Raw genomic sequence first — 15785 nt, 5'->3', positions numbered from 1 at the left:
GGTCACTGCGGTCACCTGACCGGTACCCCCTTCTGACTTAGACCTGTACCCGGTGCAACGCGCTCAGACGCCCGCGGCTTCCTGGCTGCCGGTGTACTTCACGTAACCCTCGGACTCCAGCACGTTCGCCAGTTCCGACCCGCCGGACTCGACGATGCGGCCGCCCGCGAAGACGTGCACGAAGTCGGGGGTGATGTGGCGCAGGATGCGGGTGTAGTGCGTGATCAGCAGGACGCCGGTCTCGCCGGAGGCCTTGAACCGGTTCACCCCGTCGGACACCACGCGCAGCGCGTCCACGTCGAGGCCGGAGTCGGTCTCGTCGAGGATGGCGATCTTGGGGCTGAGCAGGGCCAGCTGCAGGATCTCGTGCCGCTTCTTCTCGCCGCCGGAGAAGCCCTCGTTGACGCTGCGCTCGGCGAAGGCCGGGTCGATCTCCAGTTCGGTCATCGCCGCCTTCACCTCCTTGACCCAGGTGCGCAGCTTCGGCGCCTCGCCGCGCACGGCGGTGGCCGCGGTGCGCAGGAAGTTCGACATCGACACGCCGGGGACCTCGACCGGGTACTGCATGGCCAGGAACAGGCCCGCGCGGGCGCGCTCGTCGACGCTCATCGCGAGCACGTCGTCGCCGTCGAGGGTCACCGACCCGGAGGTCACCTCGTACTTGGGGTGCCCGGCCACCGCGTAGGACAGGGTGGACTTGCCGGACCCGTTGGGGCCCATGATCGCGTGGGTCTCGCCTGCCCTCACGGTCAGGTCGACGCCCTTGAGGATCTCCTTGGCGCCGTCGTCGGTCGCGACCGAGACGTGCAGGTCCTTGATCTCCAGGGTGGCCATGGTGGTTCTTCTTCTCCTGTGCGGAAAGGGTGTCAGTCAGTTCGGGGGGTGGTTCACGGCGCGGGTCACGTCGACGAGGACGTCGTCACCGGTGATGGTGACCGCGTAGACGTCGACCGGTTCGGTGGCCGGTGGCGCGGAGGGGGCGCCGGTGCGCAGGTCGAAGCACGACCCGTGCAGCCAGCACTCCAGGCCCTTGCGGGACAGCTCGCCCTCCGAGAGCGCCACGGCGGCGTGCGAGCACTCGTCGCGCAGCGCGTGGACCTCGTCGCCGCGGCGCACCAGCACCACGGCGACGTCGTCGACCTCCAGGGCGACCGGCTTGCCGTCGTCCAGCTCGGACAACGCACAAGCTCGGGTGTTCATACCCCGACGGCTTCCAGTTCGGCCTCGATCGCGGCCTCGAGGCGCTCGCGCACCTCGGGGACCTGGATCTTCATCAGCAGCTCGTGGAAGAAGCCGCGCACGACGAGCCTGCGGGCCTGGTCCTCGGGGATGCCGCGGGCCTGCAGGTAGAACAGCTGCTCGTCGTCGAAGCGGCCGGTGGCGCTGGCGTGACCGGCACCGGCGATCTCGCCGGTCTCGATCTCCAGGTTCGGCACCGAGTCGGCGCGGGCACCGTCGGTCAGCAGCAGGTTCCGGTTGAGCTCGTAGGTCTGCGTGCCCTCGGCCGCCGCGCGGATCAAGACATCGCCGATCCACACCGTGTGCGCGTCGTTCCCTTGCAGCGCACCCTTGTAGACCACGTTCGAGGTGCAGTTGGCCTGCGAGTGGTCGACGAAGGTGCGGTGCTCGAAGTGCTGACCGGCGTCGGCGAAGTAGAGCCCGTTGAGCTCGACCTCACCGCCCTTGTCGGCGAACGCCGCCGTCGGCGACACCCGGACCAGGTCACCGCCGAGGGTGACCACCGTGTGCCGCAGCAGCGCGTCGCGGCCGATCCTGGCGTGCTGCGCCGTCACGTGCACCGCGTCGTCCGCCCAGTCCTGGATGGACACCACGGTGAGCTTCGCGCCGTCGGCCAGCACGAACTCCACGTTGTCGGCGTACACGCCGGAGCCGCGGTGGTCGAGCACGACGACGGCCTCGGCGAACCGCTCGGCGCGCACCTGCAGGTGCCCGTAGGCGACCTGCCCGGCGCCCGGCCCGGTCACGGTCACCAGTACCGGCGCGGACGCCTTGGTCTCCTTGGCCACCGTGAGGACCGTGGCCGCGGTGAACGAGCTGTACGCCTGGGCCGCGACCCGGTCGGCGGGCGTGCCCGCCGCGCCGAGCCGGGAGTCCCCGCGCTCGACGGTCTCCACGGTGACCTCGGCGGGCGCGTCGACCACGACGGTCGCCGAGCCGGTCGCCTCGACCCCGGTGTGCAGACCGGCGAGCCGCTTCATCGGGGTGAAGCGCCAGATCTCCTCGCGCCCCGACGGCACCTCGAACGCGTTCACGTCGAACGAGGTGAACCACTCCGCACGGGACGACTCGGGAACGACCGCCCCGTGCGAGTGGGACTTCTCAACTGCCGCGGTCATTTAACCGACCGCTCCTTCCATCTGGAGCTCGATAAGACGGTTCAGCTCGAGCGCGTACTCCATGGGCAGCTCGCGCGCGATGGGCTCGACGAACCCGCGCACGATCATGGCCATCGCCTCGTCCTCGGTCAGGCCGCGCGACATCAGGTAGAACAGCTGGTCGTCGCTGACCTTGGACACCGTCGCCTCGTGCCCCATCGCCACGTCGTCCTCGCGGACGTCGACGTAGGGGTAGGTGTCGGAGCGGCTGATCTGGTCGACCAGCAGCGCGTCGCACTTCACCGTGGACTTGGCGTGGTGGGCGCGCTTGTTGACCTGCACGAGACCGCGGTAGCTGGTGCGGCCGCCGCCGCGGGCCACCGACTTGGAGATGATCGTCGAGGACGTGTGCGGCGCCATGTGCACCATCTTCGCGCCCGCGTCCTGGTGCTGGCCCTCACCGGCGAAGGCGATGGAGAGCACCTCGCCCTTGGCGTGCTCGCCCATCAGGAACACCGCCGGGTACTTCATGGTCACCTTGGAGCCGATGTTGCCGTCGACCCACTCCATGGTCGCGCCCGCCTCGGCCTTGGCCCGCTTGGTGACCAGGTTGTAGACGTTGTTCGACCAGTTCTGGATGGTGGTGTAGCGGCAGCGGGCGCCCTTCTTCACCACGATCTCCACGACCGCCGAGTGCAGCGAGTCCGAGGAGTAGATCGGGGCGGTGCAGCCCTCGACGTAGTGCACGTAGGCGTCTTCGTCGACGATGATCAGGGTGCGCTCGAACTGGCCCATGTTCTCGGTGTTGATCCGGAAGTAGGCCTGCAGCGGGATCTCGACGTGCACGCCCTTGGGGACGTAGATGAACGAGCCGCCCGACCACACGGCGCCGTTGAGCGCGGAGAACTTGTTGTCCCCGTGCGGGATCACCGAGCCGTAGTACTCCTCGAACAGCTCCGGGTGCTCCTTGAGCGCGGTGTCGGTGTCGAGGAAGATGACACCCTGCTTCTCGAGCTCCTCGTTGATCTTGTGGTAGACCACCTCGGACTCGTACTGCGCGGCGACACCGGAGACCAGGCGGGCCTTCTCGGCCTCGGGGATGCCCAGCTTGTCGTAGGTGTTCTTGATGTCCTCCGGCAGGTCCTCCCAGGACTGGGCCTGCTTCTCGGTGGAGCGCACGAAGTACTTGATGTTGTCGAAGTCGATGCCGGACAGGTCGGCACCCCACCTCGGCATCGGCTTGCGGTCGAACAGGCGCAGCGCCTTGAGCCGGGACTCGAGCATCCACTCCGGCTCGCTCTTCTTGGCCGAGATGTCCCGGACCACGGCCTCCGACAAGCCGCGCTGGGCAACCGCGCCCGCGCTGTCGGAGTCGGCCCAGCCGTACTCGTACCGCCCGAGCGTCGCCAGGGTCTCGTCCTGGGTGAGCGGCTGGGGTGTGGTGGTGCGCTGCTGCGCAGCGGCAGTCATGGGACTTCCCTCCATCCGGGATCTGTCGTGCTGTGGTGCTGTGTGCCCGCGCCGGGCCTAGGGGACCGAGTGCGGGACGTGCGTGGTGCACGCCGCGTCGCCCCTGGCGATCGTGGCCAGGCGCTGCACGTGCGTGCCGAGCAGGTCGGCGAACGCCGCCGTCTCGACCTCGCACAGTTGGGGGAACTCGGCGGCGACGTGCGCCACCGGGCAGTGGTGCTGGCACAACTGCTCGCCTGCGCCGACGCTGCGCGTCGAGGACGCGTAGCCCTCCCTGGTCAGCGCCGTGGCCAGGGCCTCGGCGCGACCCGCCGGGTCCTGCGGCGCGGTCACCGCCGCGCGGTGCCGGTCGACCAACGTGGCCACCCGGCGCTGCGCGAACGCGCGGACCGCTTGCTCCCCCCCGCTCTCGGCGAGGAAGCGCAGCGCGGAGATCGCGAGGTCGTCGTAGGCGTGCCCGAACCGCGACCGTCCGGCCTCGGTGAGCAGGAAGAGCTTCGCCGGTCGGCCGCGGCCCCTGGCACCGACGCGGGGCGCGTCACGCGTGTACGCCTCCCCGTCGGCGACCAGTGCGTCCAGATGCCTGCGGACGGCGGTCGGGCTCAACCCCAGCGCCTCGGCGATCGCGACCGCCGTGACCGGCCCCTGCTCCAGCAGCAGCCTGGCCACGCCCTCGCGGGTGCGACCCTCGGCCTGCTGCCCGGCCGCGGCGGGGGCGACGGCCTCCGCGGCGGCCCGCGGAGCGGGAGCGGTCTTTTTCACAACACAAGTGTGTCTTATTTACCGGGGCAGGTCAAAGACGGGGGTCGGTGGCGGTGACCCGGCTCACAAGCGCCGTTCGGGTGACATCCGGTCGGCCCCGGTCAGCCCGCCGCCCCGGCGGCCGCCGCCTGGCGTTCGAGCACCACCATCAGGGTGTACAGCTCGCGCGCGGTGGCGCCGAAGTGCACCCGGTCGGCACGCATCGCGACGGCGAAGGCGGGTGCGGTGACCGCGGTGGACCTGGCGGCGGCGAGCCGGTCACGGGCCGTGGCGGTGTCGCCCCGGTCGAGCGCGGCCCGCGCGGCCGAGCCCAGCGCGTGGCGCCGGGCCGCGGCGGGCAGGTCGTGGGCGGCGAGCCAGCCGTCGATCTCGGCGACGACGTCGAGGTCGGGATCGGCCCCGGCGTGGTCGGTGACCGCTGCCCAGGCGAGCGCGGTGGCGACCGGGGTGCCCGCCGCCTCGAAGGTGGTCACCGCGGTCTTGGCGGCGGTCAGGGCGAGGTCGGCGTTGCCGCGCTCGCCCTGGATCTTGGCGTACCAGAGCGCGAGGTCGCCGCGGGCGGCCAGCCGGGAGCGGTCGAGCTGCTCGTCGACGAGCCCGTCGCGGTCGACGCGCAGGTCCACCGCGGCGAGCAGGTCCTCGGCGACCGCGAGGGCTTGGTCGGCGGTCACCTGCCAGGGCGGGTGCGCGCGTTCGTTGGTCAGCGAGCGCAGCGCCAACGCGCCCGCGGCGTCGGGCAGTGACAAGTCCGGCGCCCCACCGAGGACCCGCTCGCTGACCCAGGTGTCGATCTGCCGGTCGCGGCTGACCTCGCTCAGCGTGGCCAATAGCCCGCTGTCGCCGAGCTGCCGGTTGACCGCGGCGCGCCGGACCGACCGCAGGGCGACGATCACGGCGGGCAGGGCACCGACCACCGCGAACACCAACAGGTCGGACACCGGGTGGAACAGGACGACGCTCGCGGTCAGCACCAGCGCGGCGAGCACGAGGGCCTTGGTGGCGCTGCCGACGACGATCAGGAGCAGCAGCGCAGGCCCCCTGGCGATGCCCCGGCCGATGAGGGTCGCGATCACGGTGAACGCGATGAAGACGAGCACGAGGGCGCGGTACCAGCCCCACCCGACCAGCTCGGGGGTGTCCGCCCACCCGGCGACGACCTCGGCGCCGACCGGGCTGGCCGCGAGCACGGCCACCGCGAGGGCGCCGTTGAGCTCGGCCGACCTGGCGCTCCAGCGGCGCGGTCGCAGCAGCGGCGCCCTGGTCCGGTCGGTGGCGGCGAGGTAGACCGCGATCATGACCGCGCCCAGCAGCCGCAGCCCGGTGTCGACGAGGTCGCCGCCGGGCATCGGCACGCCGAGGACGAACGCGAAGGGCACCAGCGGGGCGACTCGGGCGGCGAACCGCCACCGCGCGTCCGGCCGGGTGCTGTCGCGCACGGCCAGCTCGATCTGCGCGGCCGCGCTGTGGCCGATGGTCAGGAAGTGGTGCAGCGCGAAACCGAGCAGCAGCGGGACGGCGGTGGTCGCCATCAGCTCCGGGTCGGGCAGCCGGAACAGGGAGAACGTGGCGACGGCCGCGAGCAGGCCGAAGCCGGAGAGCCCCAGGACGAACGCGGCGGCGGCCACCCACCAGCCGGGGTCGGCGTCGGTGACCAGACCCGCGGTGCAGGCGAACGCGACGGCGGCGGCGAGGTCGACCCACGGCGGCGGCTTGGTCCAGTCGGCGCGCTCGAGGCGCTTCACCACGGCGAGCAGCCCCGCCACGCCCGCCAGCACCAGGGATAACAGGGTGGGACCCACCATCTCGACCGCCTTTCCCGCGCCGCGCCCACGGTTGATCATGACGGTAGCGGGCGACCGCCGGGCCCAGGTCCGATCGGCCGGGATCGGCCTGCCGCTACCCTTCCGGACGTGGTGGCGGGAGACACGACCCGGGCGGTGCGCGCGGGTGGGCAGCCGGGTGGGGTGGAGTCCGGCCCCCTCGACGAGCGGGAGCGGCGGCAGCTCGACGTCGTGCGCCGCTTCGGCACGGTCGGCTCGCTGCTGCTGACCATCGGCTCGCTCGGCGCGGGCGCGGCCCCGGTGTTCAACCCGGTGTTCCGGCTGCCGGTGCTGGGCCTGTTCAGCCGGATGACCACGGTGGCGCTGGCGTTCGCGTTCACCGGCGTGTTCATGATCGTGCTGGCCTGGCTGGCGCTGGGCAGGCTGTCGCGGCCGGGTCGGGCGCGCGCGGTGTCGGTGCCGCAGATGGCCAGGACGCTGGTGATGTGGATCGCGCCGCTGGTGTTCACCGTGCCCAGCTTCAGCCGCGACGTCTACAGCTACCTGGCGCAGAGCGAGATCGTGGCGATGGGCCAGGACCCGTACACGGTCGGCCCGGCGCAGGCGCTCGGCGTGAACCACCCGCTGACCCAGGGCGTGCCGACGATGTGGCGGGAGACCCCGTCGCCGTACGGGCCGCTGTTCCTCACCCTCGGCAAGGCGGTCAACTGGCTCACCGGCGACCACGTGGTGCTCGGTGTCGCCGCGCACCGGGCGCTGGCGCTGCTGGGCCTGGCGATGGTCATCTGGGCGCTGCCCCGGCTGGCCCGCCGGTTCGGGGTGAGCCCGGTCAGCGCGCTGTGGCTGGGCGCGGCGAACCCGCTGGTGCTGTTCCACCTGGTCGTCGGCGTGCACAACGAGGCGCTGGCGATCGGGCTGATGCTGGTCGGGTTCGAACTGGCGCTGCGCCGGATGCCCAAGGTCACCCCGGACGGGCCGTTCCCGCCGTGGCAGCGCGGCGAACTGCTCTGGTACGCCGTCGGCGCCGCGGTGATCACCCTGGGCGCGGCGGTGAAGATCCCGGCGGCGCTGGCGCTCGGCTTCCTCGGCGTGATGATCGCCCGGCGGATGGGCGGCACCTGGAAGAACGTGCTGGCGGTGGCGGGCGGGCTCGGCGTGGTGTTCGCCGTGGTGCTCACCGCGACCTCGCTGGGCAGCGGCCTCGGCTACGGCTGGGTGGCCACGCTCAACACCGCCGCCACCATCAAGAGCTGGATGGCGCCGATGACCGCGCTCGGCTTCGGCGCCGGGTGGCTGGGCATCGTGCTGGGCCTGGGCAACCACATCGACGCCGCGATCACCGCCAGCCGCACCGTGGGCGCGGTGATCGGCCCGCTGATCGCGGCCAAGCTGCTGCTGGACTCGCTGCGCTGGAAGCTGCGCCCGCTGACCGGCCTCGGCGTCGGGCTGGGCGCGGTGCTGGTGTTCGGCGCGACCGTGCAGCCGTGGTACCTGCTGTGGGCGGCCGTCCCGCTGGCCGCCGGGGCGGGCAACACCCGGTTCCGCACCGCGGCGATGGTGGTCAGCGCGGGCCTGGCGGTGGCGCTCGGCCCCACCGGCGCGACCTTCGACGGCCGGGTGTTCGTGCTGCCCTACGCCTACATCGGGGCGATCACCGTGACGCTGGTCGCGGTGACCCTGGTCCGCAAGCACATCCCGCGTGCCGAGTGGACGCCCGCCGGGGCCGTGACGGCGCCCACGTCCTAGGCTTGACCACTGTGAACACGCCAGCCGTCGAGGTGTCCGACCTGGTCAAGTCGTATGGGTCGACCACGGCGGTGGACGGCGTCGGGTTCGAGGTGACCCCCGGGTCGGTGCTGGCGCTGCTGGGCCCCAACGGCGCGGGCAAGACCACGACGGTGGAGATCTGCGAGGGCTTCCTGCGCCCCGACTCCGGCGCGGTGCGGGTGCTCGGGCTCGACCCGGTCGCCGACAGCGCCCGGCTTCGGCCGCGCATCGGCGTCATGCCGCAGGGCGGTGGCGCGTACCCGGGTGTACGCGCGGGCGAGATGCTGCGGCTGGTGGCCGCGTGCGCCGCGAACCCCCTCGACCCGGCCTGGTTGATCGACACGCTCGGTCTCGCAGGCTGCGCCCGCACCCCGTACAAGCGGCTCTCCGGCGGTCAGCAGCAGCGGCTGTCGTTGGCCTGCGCCCTGGTCGGCCGCCCGGAGCTGCTGTTCCTGGACGAACCGACCGCGGGCATGGACCCGCAGGCGCGCCGGTTGGTGTGGGAGCTGGTGGCGGCGCTGCGCGCGGACGGCGCCAGCGTGCTGCTGACCACGCACCTGATGGAGGAGGCCGAGGCGCTGGCCGACCACGTGGTGATCATCGACGGCGGCCGGGTGGTCGCCGAGGGCAGCCCGGCGCAGCTGACCGAGGAGCGCCCGGAGGCCCAGGCGCTGCGGTTCCGGGCGCGCTCGGGGATGGACACCGGGTTGCTGGTGGCCGCGCTGCCCGAGGGCTGCCTGGTGACCGAGCCCTCCCCCGGCGGCTACCTGGTGACCGGGACCGTCGACCCGCAGGTGGTGTCGACGGTGACCGCGTGGTGCGCCCAGCAGGGCGTGCTCGCCGAGGAGCTGCGGGTGGGCAGGCGCAGCCTGGAAGACGTGTTCCTGGACCTGACCGGGCGGGAGCTGCGCTCGTGAGCCCGTGCCCGCCGACCGGACGAGAGCCGCGCCTGTGACCGACCTGCCGCCGACCGGGCGGTTCGCCCCCGGCACCTTCACCCCCGCGCCCGGCGCGGGCGCCCCGCTGCGGATGCTGCTCACGCACGCCCGCACCGAGGCCGTGCTGACCATGCGCAACGGGGAGCAGGTCCTGCTGACGCTGCTGATCCCGTTGGCGCTGCTGATCGGCCTGACCAAGGTCTCGGTGGTGGACCTGCCGGAACCGAGGGTCGACTCCCTGGTGCCCCGGGTGTTCGCGCTCGCGGTGATGTCGACGGCGTTCACCGGGCAGGCGATCGCGCTGGGCTTCGACCGCCGCTACGGGGTCGTCAAGCGGCTGGCGGCGACCGCGCTGCCGCGCTGGCTGCTGGTCGGCGGCCGGGTGCTGGGCTGCCTGGCGGTGGTGGCGCTGCAACTGGTGGTGCTCGGCGTGGCCGCGGCGCTGCTGGGCTGGTCACCGTCGGCGGTCGGTCTGGTGTGGACGGTCGTGCTCGCGGTGCTGGGCACGCTGTCCTTCGGCGCGATCGGCGTGCTGCTCGGCGGGGCGCTCAAGGCCGAGGTGGTGCTGGCGCTGGCCAACGTCATCTGGCTGGTGCTGCTGCTCGCGGGCGGCGTCGTGCTCACCGCCGACACCCTGCCCCCCGCCATGGCCGACGCCGTGCGCCTGCTCCCGTCCGCCGCCCTGACCGAGGGCCTGACCGACGCCCTGTTCCGCGGCACCGCCCCCGCCCTGTCCACAGTGGCCACCCTCACCGCCTGGGGCACCGCCGCCGCCCTCCTGGCCACCAAGACCACCAAACTCACCTAGCCGGGTCGGCCCCGACCCCTGCCAACCCAGCCACCGCACGGCGAGCCACCCCCACCAGCCGGACACGACACGACACCGTCCTCCGCCAACCCAACCGCCGCACGGCGAGCCGACGCCGCCAAGCCGGGAACGATGCCGGGCGGGGATGTGGGGGCGGGTGGTGGGAGGGAGTGTTACGAGGCTGCCGCCGGCGCGGGTCGTGGGGGTGACCGGTCCGACGGCAGCCGGGAAGGCGGGTGGGGGAGTCCGCACTTCCGCGACGGAGTGTAGTTCGCCATGATCACCGCGTGGGGTCCTTTCGCGAGCATGACCACACTTTCGCCGATCGACCGGTGGTGAGACCCGGCGCACGCTAGGACGGGGCCTGACCACGACTCTCAGTCACCTCGGCCTACCATCGCCCGGTGCCGCTGGAGACGCTGAAGGCCCGCATCGACGCCCTGCCCACCCCGAGCACGCGCGTGCAGCGGGCCGTCGCGATCGCGGTCGTGGTGACCCAGGCGCTGATCGCGGTGACCGGGTCGGTGGTGCGGGTGACCGGGTCGGGCCTGGGGTGTTCGACGTGGCCGCAGTGCCAGCCGGGGAGCCTGGTGCCGGTGTCGCACCCGGAGTTCGCGGCGCTCAACCAGTGGATCGAGTTCGGCAACCGGTTGTTGACCGGGGTGGTGGGCATCGTCGCGTTCGCCGCGTTCGCGTTGGCGTACCTGGCCCGGCCGCGGCGGGCGCGCTACCTGCGGTTGGCGCTGGCGATGCCGGTGGGCGTGGTCGTGCAGGCGGTCCTGGGCGGGCTCACGGTGCGCTTCGACCTGCTGTGGTGGACCGTCGCGGTGCACTTCCTGGTGTCGGCCGTGATGGTGTGGCTCGCGGTGATGCTGGTCGACGCCGTGGACCCCGAGCGGGCGGCGACCGGGCGGGTGCGGGTGCCCTCGGCGTTGCCGGGGCTGCTCACCGGCTCGGTGGTCGTGCTGGTGGGGCTGCTGGTGGCCGGGACGATGGTGACCGGCGCCGGTCCGCACGCGGGCGACCCGGAGACCCCCAGGTTGGCCATCCCGGTGGAGACGCTCGCGCACGTGCACGCCGCGTTCCTGTTCGTGTACCTGGGGATGCTGCTCGCGGCCGGGGTGCTGCTGCGCGTCGGCGGTTCCGACCGGGCGCTGTGGCGGCGCTACGGGGCGCTGGTGGCCGTGGTGGTCGCGCAGGGCGCCCTCGGGTTCGTGCAGTTCTGGACCGGGGTCCCGGAGCTGCTCGTCTCGCTGCACGTGCTCGGCGCGATGGCGGTCGTGGCCGCCACCTCGGCGCTGTGGTGCGCGACCCGCGACCGCGCCGCCGTCGCGGCCCCCGCGCAGCCCGTGCCCGCCTGAGCACTCACCGGTCGAGAGCACTCCCCCAGTAGCGGCCACTCCCCCGGTCGAGCGAACTCCGGTCGGGCGAAATCCGGCGCCCTGACGGGTGGTCTACCCGCGGAAGCGGGAGGCCATCTTGGCCCGGTGGCCCGGACCAATCCGGGTGGCCGCCACGGTCTCGCGGTCCCAACTGGCCCCCTCCAGGCCCTCCACCCGGTCCACCAGCGCCGCACCGGCCTCCGCGCTGGGTACCAGCACGTCGCCCACCGCGCCGTCCTTCCCGATGAGCACCACCCGGACCCCAGCCCGGCCGATACCCTCGACGACACCCCGGGACGGCGTACCGTGCGCCGCGACGAAGGCGGCGGCGGAGCGAAGTGCCGCGTCCGGGACCCGCGTGCTTGTGTTCTCCTGCGCTGAGTTCGCCATGCCCCGAGCCTAGGACGTTGGCGACCACCACACCCGACTCCGTGAGCCGACGCACTCGCGGAGCGCGGGCGATAGGGGTACCCCAGAACGCGCGGCCCCGGTCGGCCGTGAACGGGGATGGCGGATTTCCCGACGCAGAAGGAGAACGACTGTGCCCAAGGCGATCGTGGTTTCGGAGAACGGCGGCCCCGAGGTCCTCACCGCGGCGGAGGTGGACATCACCGGGCCGGGCGCGGGCGCGCTGCTGGTCCGGGTCGCCGCGGCCGGGGTGAACTACATCGACACCTACCAGCGCGGGGGCGCCTACCCCGTGCCGCTGCCGTTCACCCCGGGCCTGGAGGGCGCGGGCACGGTCGAGGCGGTCGGCGACGACGTCACCGGGTTCGCCGTCGGCGACCGGGTGGCGTGGACGCACTCGATCGGCAGCTACGCCGAGCAGGCCGTCATCCCGGCGACCTGGGCGGTGCGGGTGCCCGACGGGGTGGACGACGAGGCGGCGGCCGCGGCGCTGCTGCAGGGGCTGACCGCGCACTACCTGGTCGCCTCCACCTACCCGGTGGCCGAGGGCGACACCATCCTGGTGCACGCGGCCGCGGGCGGGGTCGGGCTGCTGCTCGTGCAGTTGGCGAAGGCGCGCGGTGCCAGGGTGATCGGCACGGTGTCCACACCGGACAAGGAGCGGCTGGCCCGCGCGGCGGGGGCCGACGAGGTCATCCGCTACACCGAGCAGGACTTCGTGGCGCGCACGCGGGAGCTGACCGGTGGCGAGGGTGTCGCGGCCGTCTACGACGGTGTCGGGGCGACGACCTTCGACGGCAGCCTGGCGGTGGTGCGGCGCCGCGGTGTGCTGGCGTTGTTCGGGGCGGCCAGTGGTCCGGTGCCGCCGGTGGACCCGCAGCGGCTCAACGCGGCGGGTTCGGTGTTCCTCACCAGACCGACGTTGGCCGACTACCTGGCCACCCCGCAGGAGAACCAGTGGCGGGTGGACGAGGTGTTCGGCGCGCTGCTCAGCGGCGCGCTGCGGGTCGAGGTGACCGGGCGCTACCCGCTCGCCGACGCCCGCCAGGCGCACGAGGACCTGGAGGGTCGGCGGACCACCGGGAAGCTGCTGCTGATCCCGTGACGGCGGGTTCCCGCTGAGCCGAACAAGTAAAGAAGCCACCGAACAGGAGCAATGCCGGTGAGCGTCGGGGCGAGGACCGCCCGCGTCAGTGGACCAGCAGGGAATGGTGCACCCGCGGGCGGTCTCGGAATTCCGGCCACCATTGCGCCGGTCGCCGCACAAGCGCGGTTCTCGGCCAGAAAACGCACAGTGATCTGCATTACACAGGCACCGGAAATCGGCCGTGAATGGACTTGCGGGCCCAGCGATCACCGGAGTCCGCACTGCCGCGAAAAGAGCAGCGGCTTGGTCGGTGCGGAAGCGCGGGACGCGACCGCGGTTCAGCTCCGGGCGGTCCACCCGGGTCCCGGGTGGCCAGAGCCCCCGACTACCCGCGAGGGTCGGGGCGCGCCGCGGTGGACCGGTCCACGCCGAGCGCGGTGACCAGTTCGACCAGCTGCAGCCGGAAGGCCTCGTAGTCGCGCAGCGCCCCCAGCACCTCGGGCTCGTCGCGCTCGGCCCGCAGCGCCTCGGCGTGCACGTCGCGCCCCCGGTCGGTCAGCGTCACGACGGTGCGGCGGCGGTCGACCGGGTCGGTGCCGCGCTCGACGAACCCGGCGCGGTGCAGCCGCTCCACGGTCCTGCTCATCGTCTGGTCGGTCACCTTGGCGCCGTGCGCGAGCTCGCGCTGGGTGCGCGGCCCCTCGCGCAGCAGGTGCAGCGCGATCAGCCCGGCGTGGGTGAGGCCCCGGGTGGCCAGGAACTCCTGCCACGAGTGCTCGACCAGCCGCGCCGCGACTGAGAGCAGTCGTCCGGTCGGCCACGAGGCCACCGGGTCCGGTCCGGCCACCCGTCCTCCCCCGCTCGGAGTTGCGTTGTTCAGCGTGCTGAACAATAGTGTTCCCGGGCGATGTGCCCCGGCCAGCCCACCACCCATCCCCACCAGCACAGGGACGCGATGACAGACAACCGTACCCGCGCCCGCGCCGCGCGCTGGATCCTGCCCGCACTGCTGATCGTCGGCTGGCTCGTCGTCGGCGGCATCGGCGGTCCGCTGCAGGGCCAGTTGAGCACGGTGCAGACCAACGACAACGCCGCGTTCCTGCCCGAGTCCGCCGAGTCGACCAGGGTCGGCGAGCTGCAGAAGGGCTTCGCCGAGGTCAACGCCCTGCCCGCGGTGCTGGTGTTCGAGCGCCCCGGCGGCCTCACCGGCGAGGACCAGCAGGCGATCACCGCCGCTCTCTCCGAGGTCGCGAAGGTGCCCGGCGTCGGCCCGGTGACCCCGCTCAAGCTGTCCACACAGGACAACGAGGCCGCCCAGTCGGTCGCGCTGCTGCCCACCGGCGGCGAGAAGCCCCGCGAGGTCGTCGCCGACATCCGCGAGCGGCTCGCGGGCCTGCCGGACGGGCTGGCCGCGCACGTGACCGGGCCCGGCGGGCTGATCGCCGACTTCACCGCCGCGTTCGGCGGGATCGACGGCCTGCTGCTCGGCGTCACCGCGGCCGTGGTCGCGCTGATCCTGGTGGTCGTCTACCGCAGTCCGGTGCTGCCGCTGGTGGTGCTGCTGACCGCCGGGCTCGCGCTCTGCCTGGCCGTCGCCGTGGTCTACGCGCTGGCCAAGGCCGGTGTGCTGCTGCTCAACGGGCAGAGCCAGGGCATCCTGTTCATCCTGGTGTTCGGCGCCGCGACCGACTACGCGCTGCTGCTGATCGCCCGGCTGCGCGAGGAGCTGCGCAGGCACGAGAGCAAGGGCGCGGCCATGCGGGCCGCGCTGCGGGCCGCCGCCGGACCGATCGCGGCGTCGGCGGGCACGGTCATCGCCGGACTGCTCTGCCTGCTGATCTCCGACCTGCGGTCCAACTCCAGCCTCGGCCCGGTCGCCGCGATCGGCATCGCCGCCTCACTGGCCGCCGCTCTGACGTTCCTGCCCGCCGTGCTGGTCCTGCTGGGTCGGGCCGCGTTCTGGCCCGCGCGACCGAAGCACGGCACGGTCGACGAGGAGCAGCCGCGCCGCGGGGTGTGGCCCAGGGTCGCGGGCCTGGTCGGGCGCCGTCCGCGCGCGGTCTGGCTGCTCAGCACGCTCGTGCTCGCGATCGGGGTCGGGTTCCTGCCGCAGCTGCGGGCGGACGGCGTGGCGCAGAGCGAGCTGTTCCTCACCGAGGTCGACTCGGTCACCGGCCAGCAGGTGCTGACCCGGCACTTCCCCGGCGGCACCGGCTCGCCCGCGATCCTGGTGACCGCGGCGTCCTCGGCGCAGGAGGTCGTGCGACTGGCCAAGGACACCGAGGGCGTCGCCGACGCGGCCGTGCGCGGGGCGAAGATCGTCGACGGGAAGGTCGAGATCAACGCGGTGCTCAAGGACGCCGCCGACAGCCCCAACGCGCTCGACACGGTGCAACGGCTGCGCGAGCGGACCAGGGACGTCGGCGGCACCCTCGTCGGCGGCGCGACCGCGGGTCAGCTCGACGTGCGCACCAGCTCGCTGCACGACCGGAAGATCATCATCCCGGTGGTGCTCGCGGTGATCTTCCTGATCCTGGCGCTGCTGCTGCGCGCGCTGCTGGCGCCGCTGCTGCTGATCGCCACCGTGGTGCTCTCGTTCGCCGCGACGCTGGGGGTGAGCGCGCTGGTGTTCAACCACGTGCTCGGCTTCCCCGGCGCCGACCCGAGCGTGCCGCTGTTCGCGTTCGTGTTCCTGGTGGCGCTGGGCATCGACTACAACATCTTCCTGATGACCAGGGTGCGCGAGGAGTCGCTGGCGCACGGCACCAGGGAGGGGGCGCTGCGCGGGCTGACCGTCACCGGCGGCGTGATCACCTCGGCGGGGGTGGTGCTGGCGGCCACGTTCGCCGCGCTGGCGGTGCTGCCAATCCTGTTCCTGGCGCAGATCGCGTTCCTGGTCGCGTTCGGCGTGCTGCTCGACACGCTGCTGGTGCGCTCGCTGCTGGTGCCCGCGCTGACCGTCGACATAGGACGCAAGGTGTGGTGGCCGAGCAAGGTCGGCTGAGACGCGCAGGGGCGCGCCCGGTGCGGGCGCGCCCCTCGGCAG

At 72.9% G+C, this 15785-nt stretch carries 14 protein-coding genes; 6 read left to right on the top strand and 8 right to left on the bottom strand.

Annotated features, from left to right (window positions below; translation table 11 throughout):
* Nucleotides 1-63: 63 nt before the first annotated feature.
* From sufC to LV79_RS23025, 6 genes are all read right to left on the bottom strand, one after another.
* On the bottom strand, nt 64-834 hold the full coding sequence (sufC, locus tag LV79_RS23050; protein WP_253840254.1) for a Fe-S cluster assembly ATPase SufC: 771 nt from the start codon (nt 832-834) through the stop codon (nt 64-66).
* Nucleotides 835-870: 36 nt separating this feature from the next.
* Complete coding sequence (locus tag LV79_RS23045; protein WP_253840253.1) at nt 871-1200, bottom strand: non-heme iron oxygenase ferredoxin subunit; 330 nt, start codon at nt 1198-1200, stop codon at nt 871-873.
* On the bottom strand, nt 1197-2357 hold the full coding sequence (gene sufD / locus LV79_RS23040) for a Fe-S cluster assembly protein SufD (RefSeq protein ID WP_253840252.1): 1161 nt from the start codon (nt 2355-2357) through the stop codon (nt 1197-1199). Before sufD ends, LV79_RS23045 begins: the two co-directional genes overlap by 4 nt.
* A complete protein-coding gene (gene sufB / locus LV79_RS23035; RefSeq protein ID WP_253840251.1) occupies nt 2358-3806 on the bottom strand; it encodes a Fe-S cluster assembly protein SufB in 1449 nt (482 codons plus the stop codon).
* A gap of 57 nt (nt 3807-3863) precedes the next feature.
* Nucleotides 3864-4568, bottom strand: a complete 705-nt coding sequence (locus LV79_RS23030) for a helix-turn-helix transcriptional regulator (protein ID WP_372495402.1) — start codon at nt 4566-4568, stop codon at nt 3864-3866.
* Nucleotides 4569-4669: 101 nt separating this feature from the next.
* Nucleotides 4670-6370 (bottom strand): hypothetical protein, encoded by a 1701-nt coding sequence (locus LV79_RS23025; RefSeq protein ID WP_253840250.1) that lies wholly within the window; start codon nt 6368-6370, stop codon nt 4670-4672.
* A 108-nt stretch (nt 6371-6478) separates the two neighbouring features.
* On the opposite strand from LV79_RS23025, the gene mptB reads away from it, so the two are divergent.
* From mptB to LV79_RS23005, 4 genes are all read left to right on the top strand, one after another.
* The gene (gene mptB / locus LV79_RS23020; protein ID WP_253840249.1) at nt 6479-8095 is read left to right on the top strand and encodes a polyprenol phosphomannose-dependent alpha 1,6 mannosyltransferase MptB; all 1617 of its coding nucleotides are present in this window, start codon (nt 6479-6481) and stop codon (nt 8093-8095) included.
* An 11-nt stretch (nt 8096-8106) separates the two neighbouring features.
* A complete protein-coding gene (locus tag LV79_RS23015; protein ID WP_253840248.1) occupies nt 8107-9033 on the top strand; it encodes an ABC transporter ATP-binding protein in 927 nt (308 codons plus the stop codon).
* Nucleotides 9034-9067: 34 nt separating this feature from the next.
* On the top strand, nt 9068-9862 hold the full coding sequence (locus tag LV79_RS23010) for an ABC transporter permease (RefSeq protein ID WP_372495401.1): 795 nt from the start codon (nt 9068-9070) through the stop codon (nt 9860-9862).
* A 404-nt stretch (nt 9863-10266) separates the two neighbouring features.
* Nucleotides 10267-11223, top strand: a complete 957-nt coding sequence (locus LV79_RS23005; protein WP_253840247.1) for a COX15/CtaA family protein — start codon at nt 10267-10269, stop codon at nt 11221-11223.
* A 93-nt stretch (nt 11224-11316) separates the two neighbouring features.
* Here LV79_RS23005 and LV79_RS23000 read toward each other — a convergent pair whose 3' ends face one another.
* On the bottom strand, nt 11317-11634 hold the full coding sequence (locus LV79_RS23000; protein WP_253840246.1) for a hypothetical protein: 318 nt from the start codon (nt 11632-11634) through the stop codon (nt 11317-11319).
* A gap of 151 nt (nt 11635-11785) precedes the next feature.
* Between LV79_RS23000 and LV79_RS22995 the strand changes: the two genes are divergently transcribed.
* Nucleotides 11786-12757 (top strand): quinone oxidoreductase family protein, encoded by a 972-nt coding sequence (locus LV79_RS22995; protein ID WP_253840245.1) that lies wholly within the window; start codon nt 11786-11788, stop codon nt 12755-12757.
* 367 nt (nt 12758-13124) lie between these two features.
* Here the strand turns inward: LV79_RS22995 and LV79_RS22990 are convergent, their stop codons facing one another.
* The gene (locus tag LV79_RS22990; protein WP_253840244.1) at nt 13125-13586 is read right to left on the bottom strand and encodes a MarR family winged helix-turn-helix transcriptional regulator; all 462 of its coding nucleotides are present in this window, start codon (nt 13584-13586) and stop codon (nt 13125-13127) included.
* A 108-nt stretch (nt 13587-13694) separates the two neighbouring features.
* Between LV79_RS22990 and LV79_RS22985 the strand changes: the two genes are divergently transcribed.
* Nucleotides 13695-15743, top strand: a complete 2049-nt coding sequence (locus tag LV79_RS22985; protein ID WP_253840243.1) for an MMPL family transporter — start codon at nt 13695-13697, stop codon at nt 15741-15743.
* Nucleotides 15744-15785: the final 42 nt, after the last annotated feature.

The sequence above is a fragment of the Actinokineospora globicatena genome, from assembly GCF_024171945.1.
Lineage (GTDB): Bacteria > Actinomycetota > Actinomycetes > Mycobacteriales > Pseudonocardiaceae > Actinokineospora > Actinokineospora globicatena.
This window is presented reverse-complemented; position numbering and strand designations above follow the sequence as displayed.

What these genes read in the sequence shown, in the direction of transcription:
- sufC (WP_253840254.1), bottom strand. Translation starts at nt 834, where the DNA reads ATGGCCACCCTGGAGATCAAGGACCTGCACGTCTCGGTCGCGACCGAC.
- LV79_RS23045 (WP_253840253.1), bottom strand. Translation starts at nt 1,200, where the DNA reads ATGAACACCCGAGCTTGTGCGTTGTCCGAGCTGGACGACGGCAAGCCG.
- sufD (WP_253840252.1), bottom strand. Translation starts at nt 2,357, where the DNA reads ATGACCGCGGCAGTTGAGAAGTCCCACTCGCACGGGGCGGTCGTTCCC.
- sufB (WP_253840251.1), bottom strand. Translation starts at nt 3,806, where the DNA reads ATGACTGCCGCTGCGCAGCAGCGCACCACCACACCCCAGCCGCTCACC.
- LV79_RS23025 (WP_253840250.1), bottom strand. Translation starts at nt 6,370, where the DNA reads ATGGTGGGTCCCACCCTGTTATCCCTGGTGCTGGCGGGCGTGGCGGGG.
- LV79_RS23000 (WP_253840246.1), bottom strand. Translation starts at nt 11,634, where the DNA reads ATGGCGAACTCAGCGCAGGAGAACACAAGCACGCGGGTCCCGGACGCG.
- LV79_RS22985 (WP_253840243.1), top strand. Translation starts at nt 13,695, where the DNA reads ATGACAGACAACCGTACCCGCGCCCGCGCCGCGCGCTGGATCCTGCCC.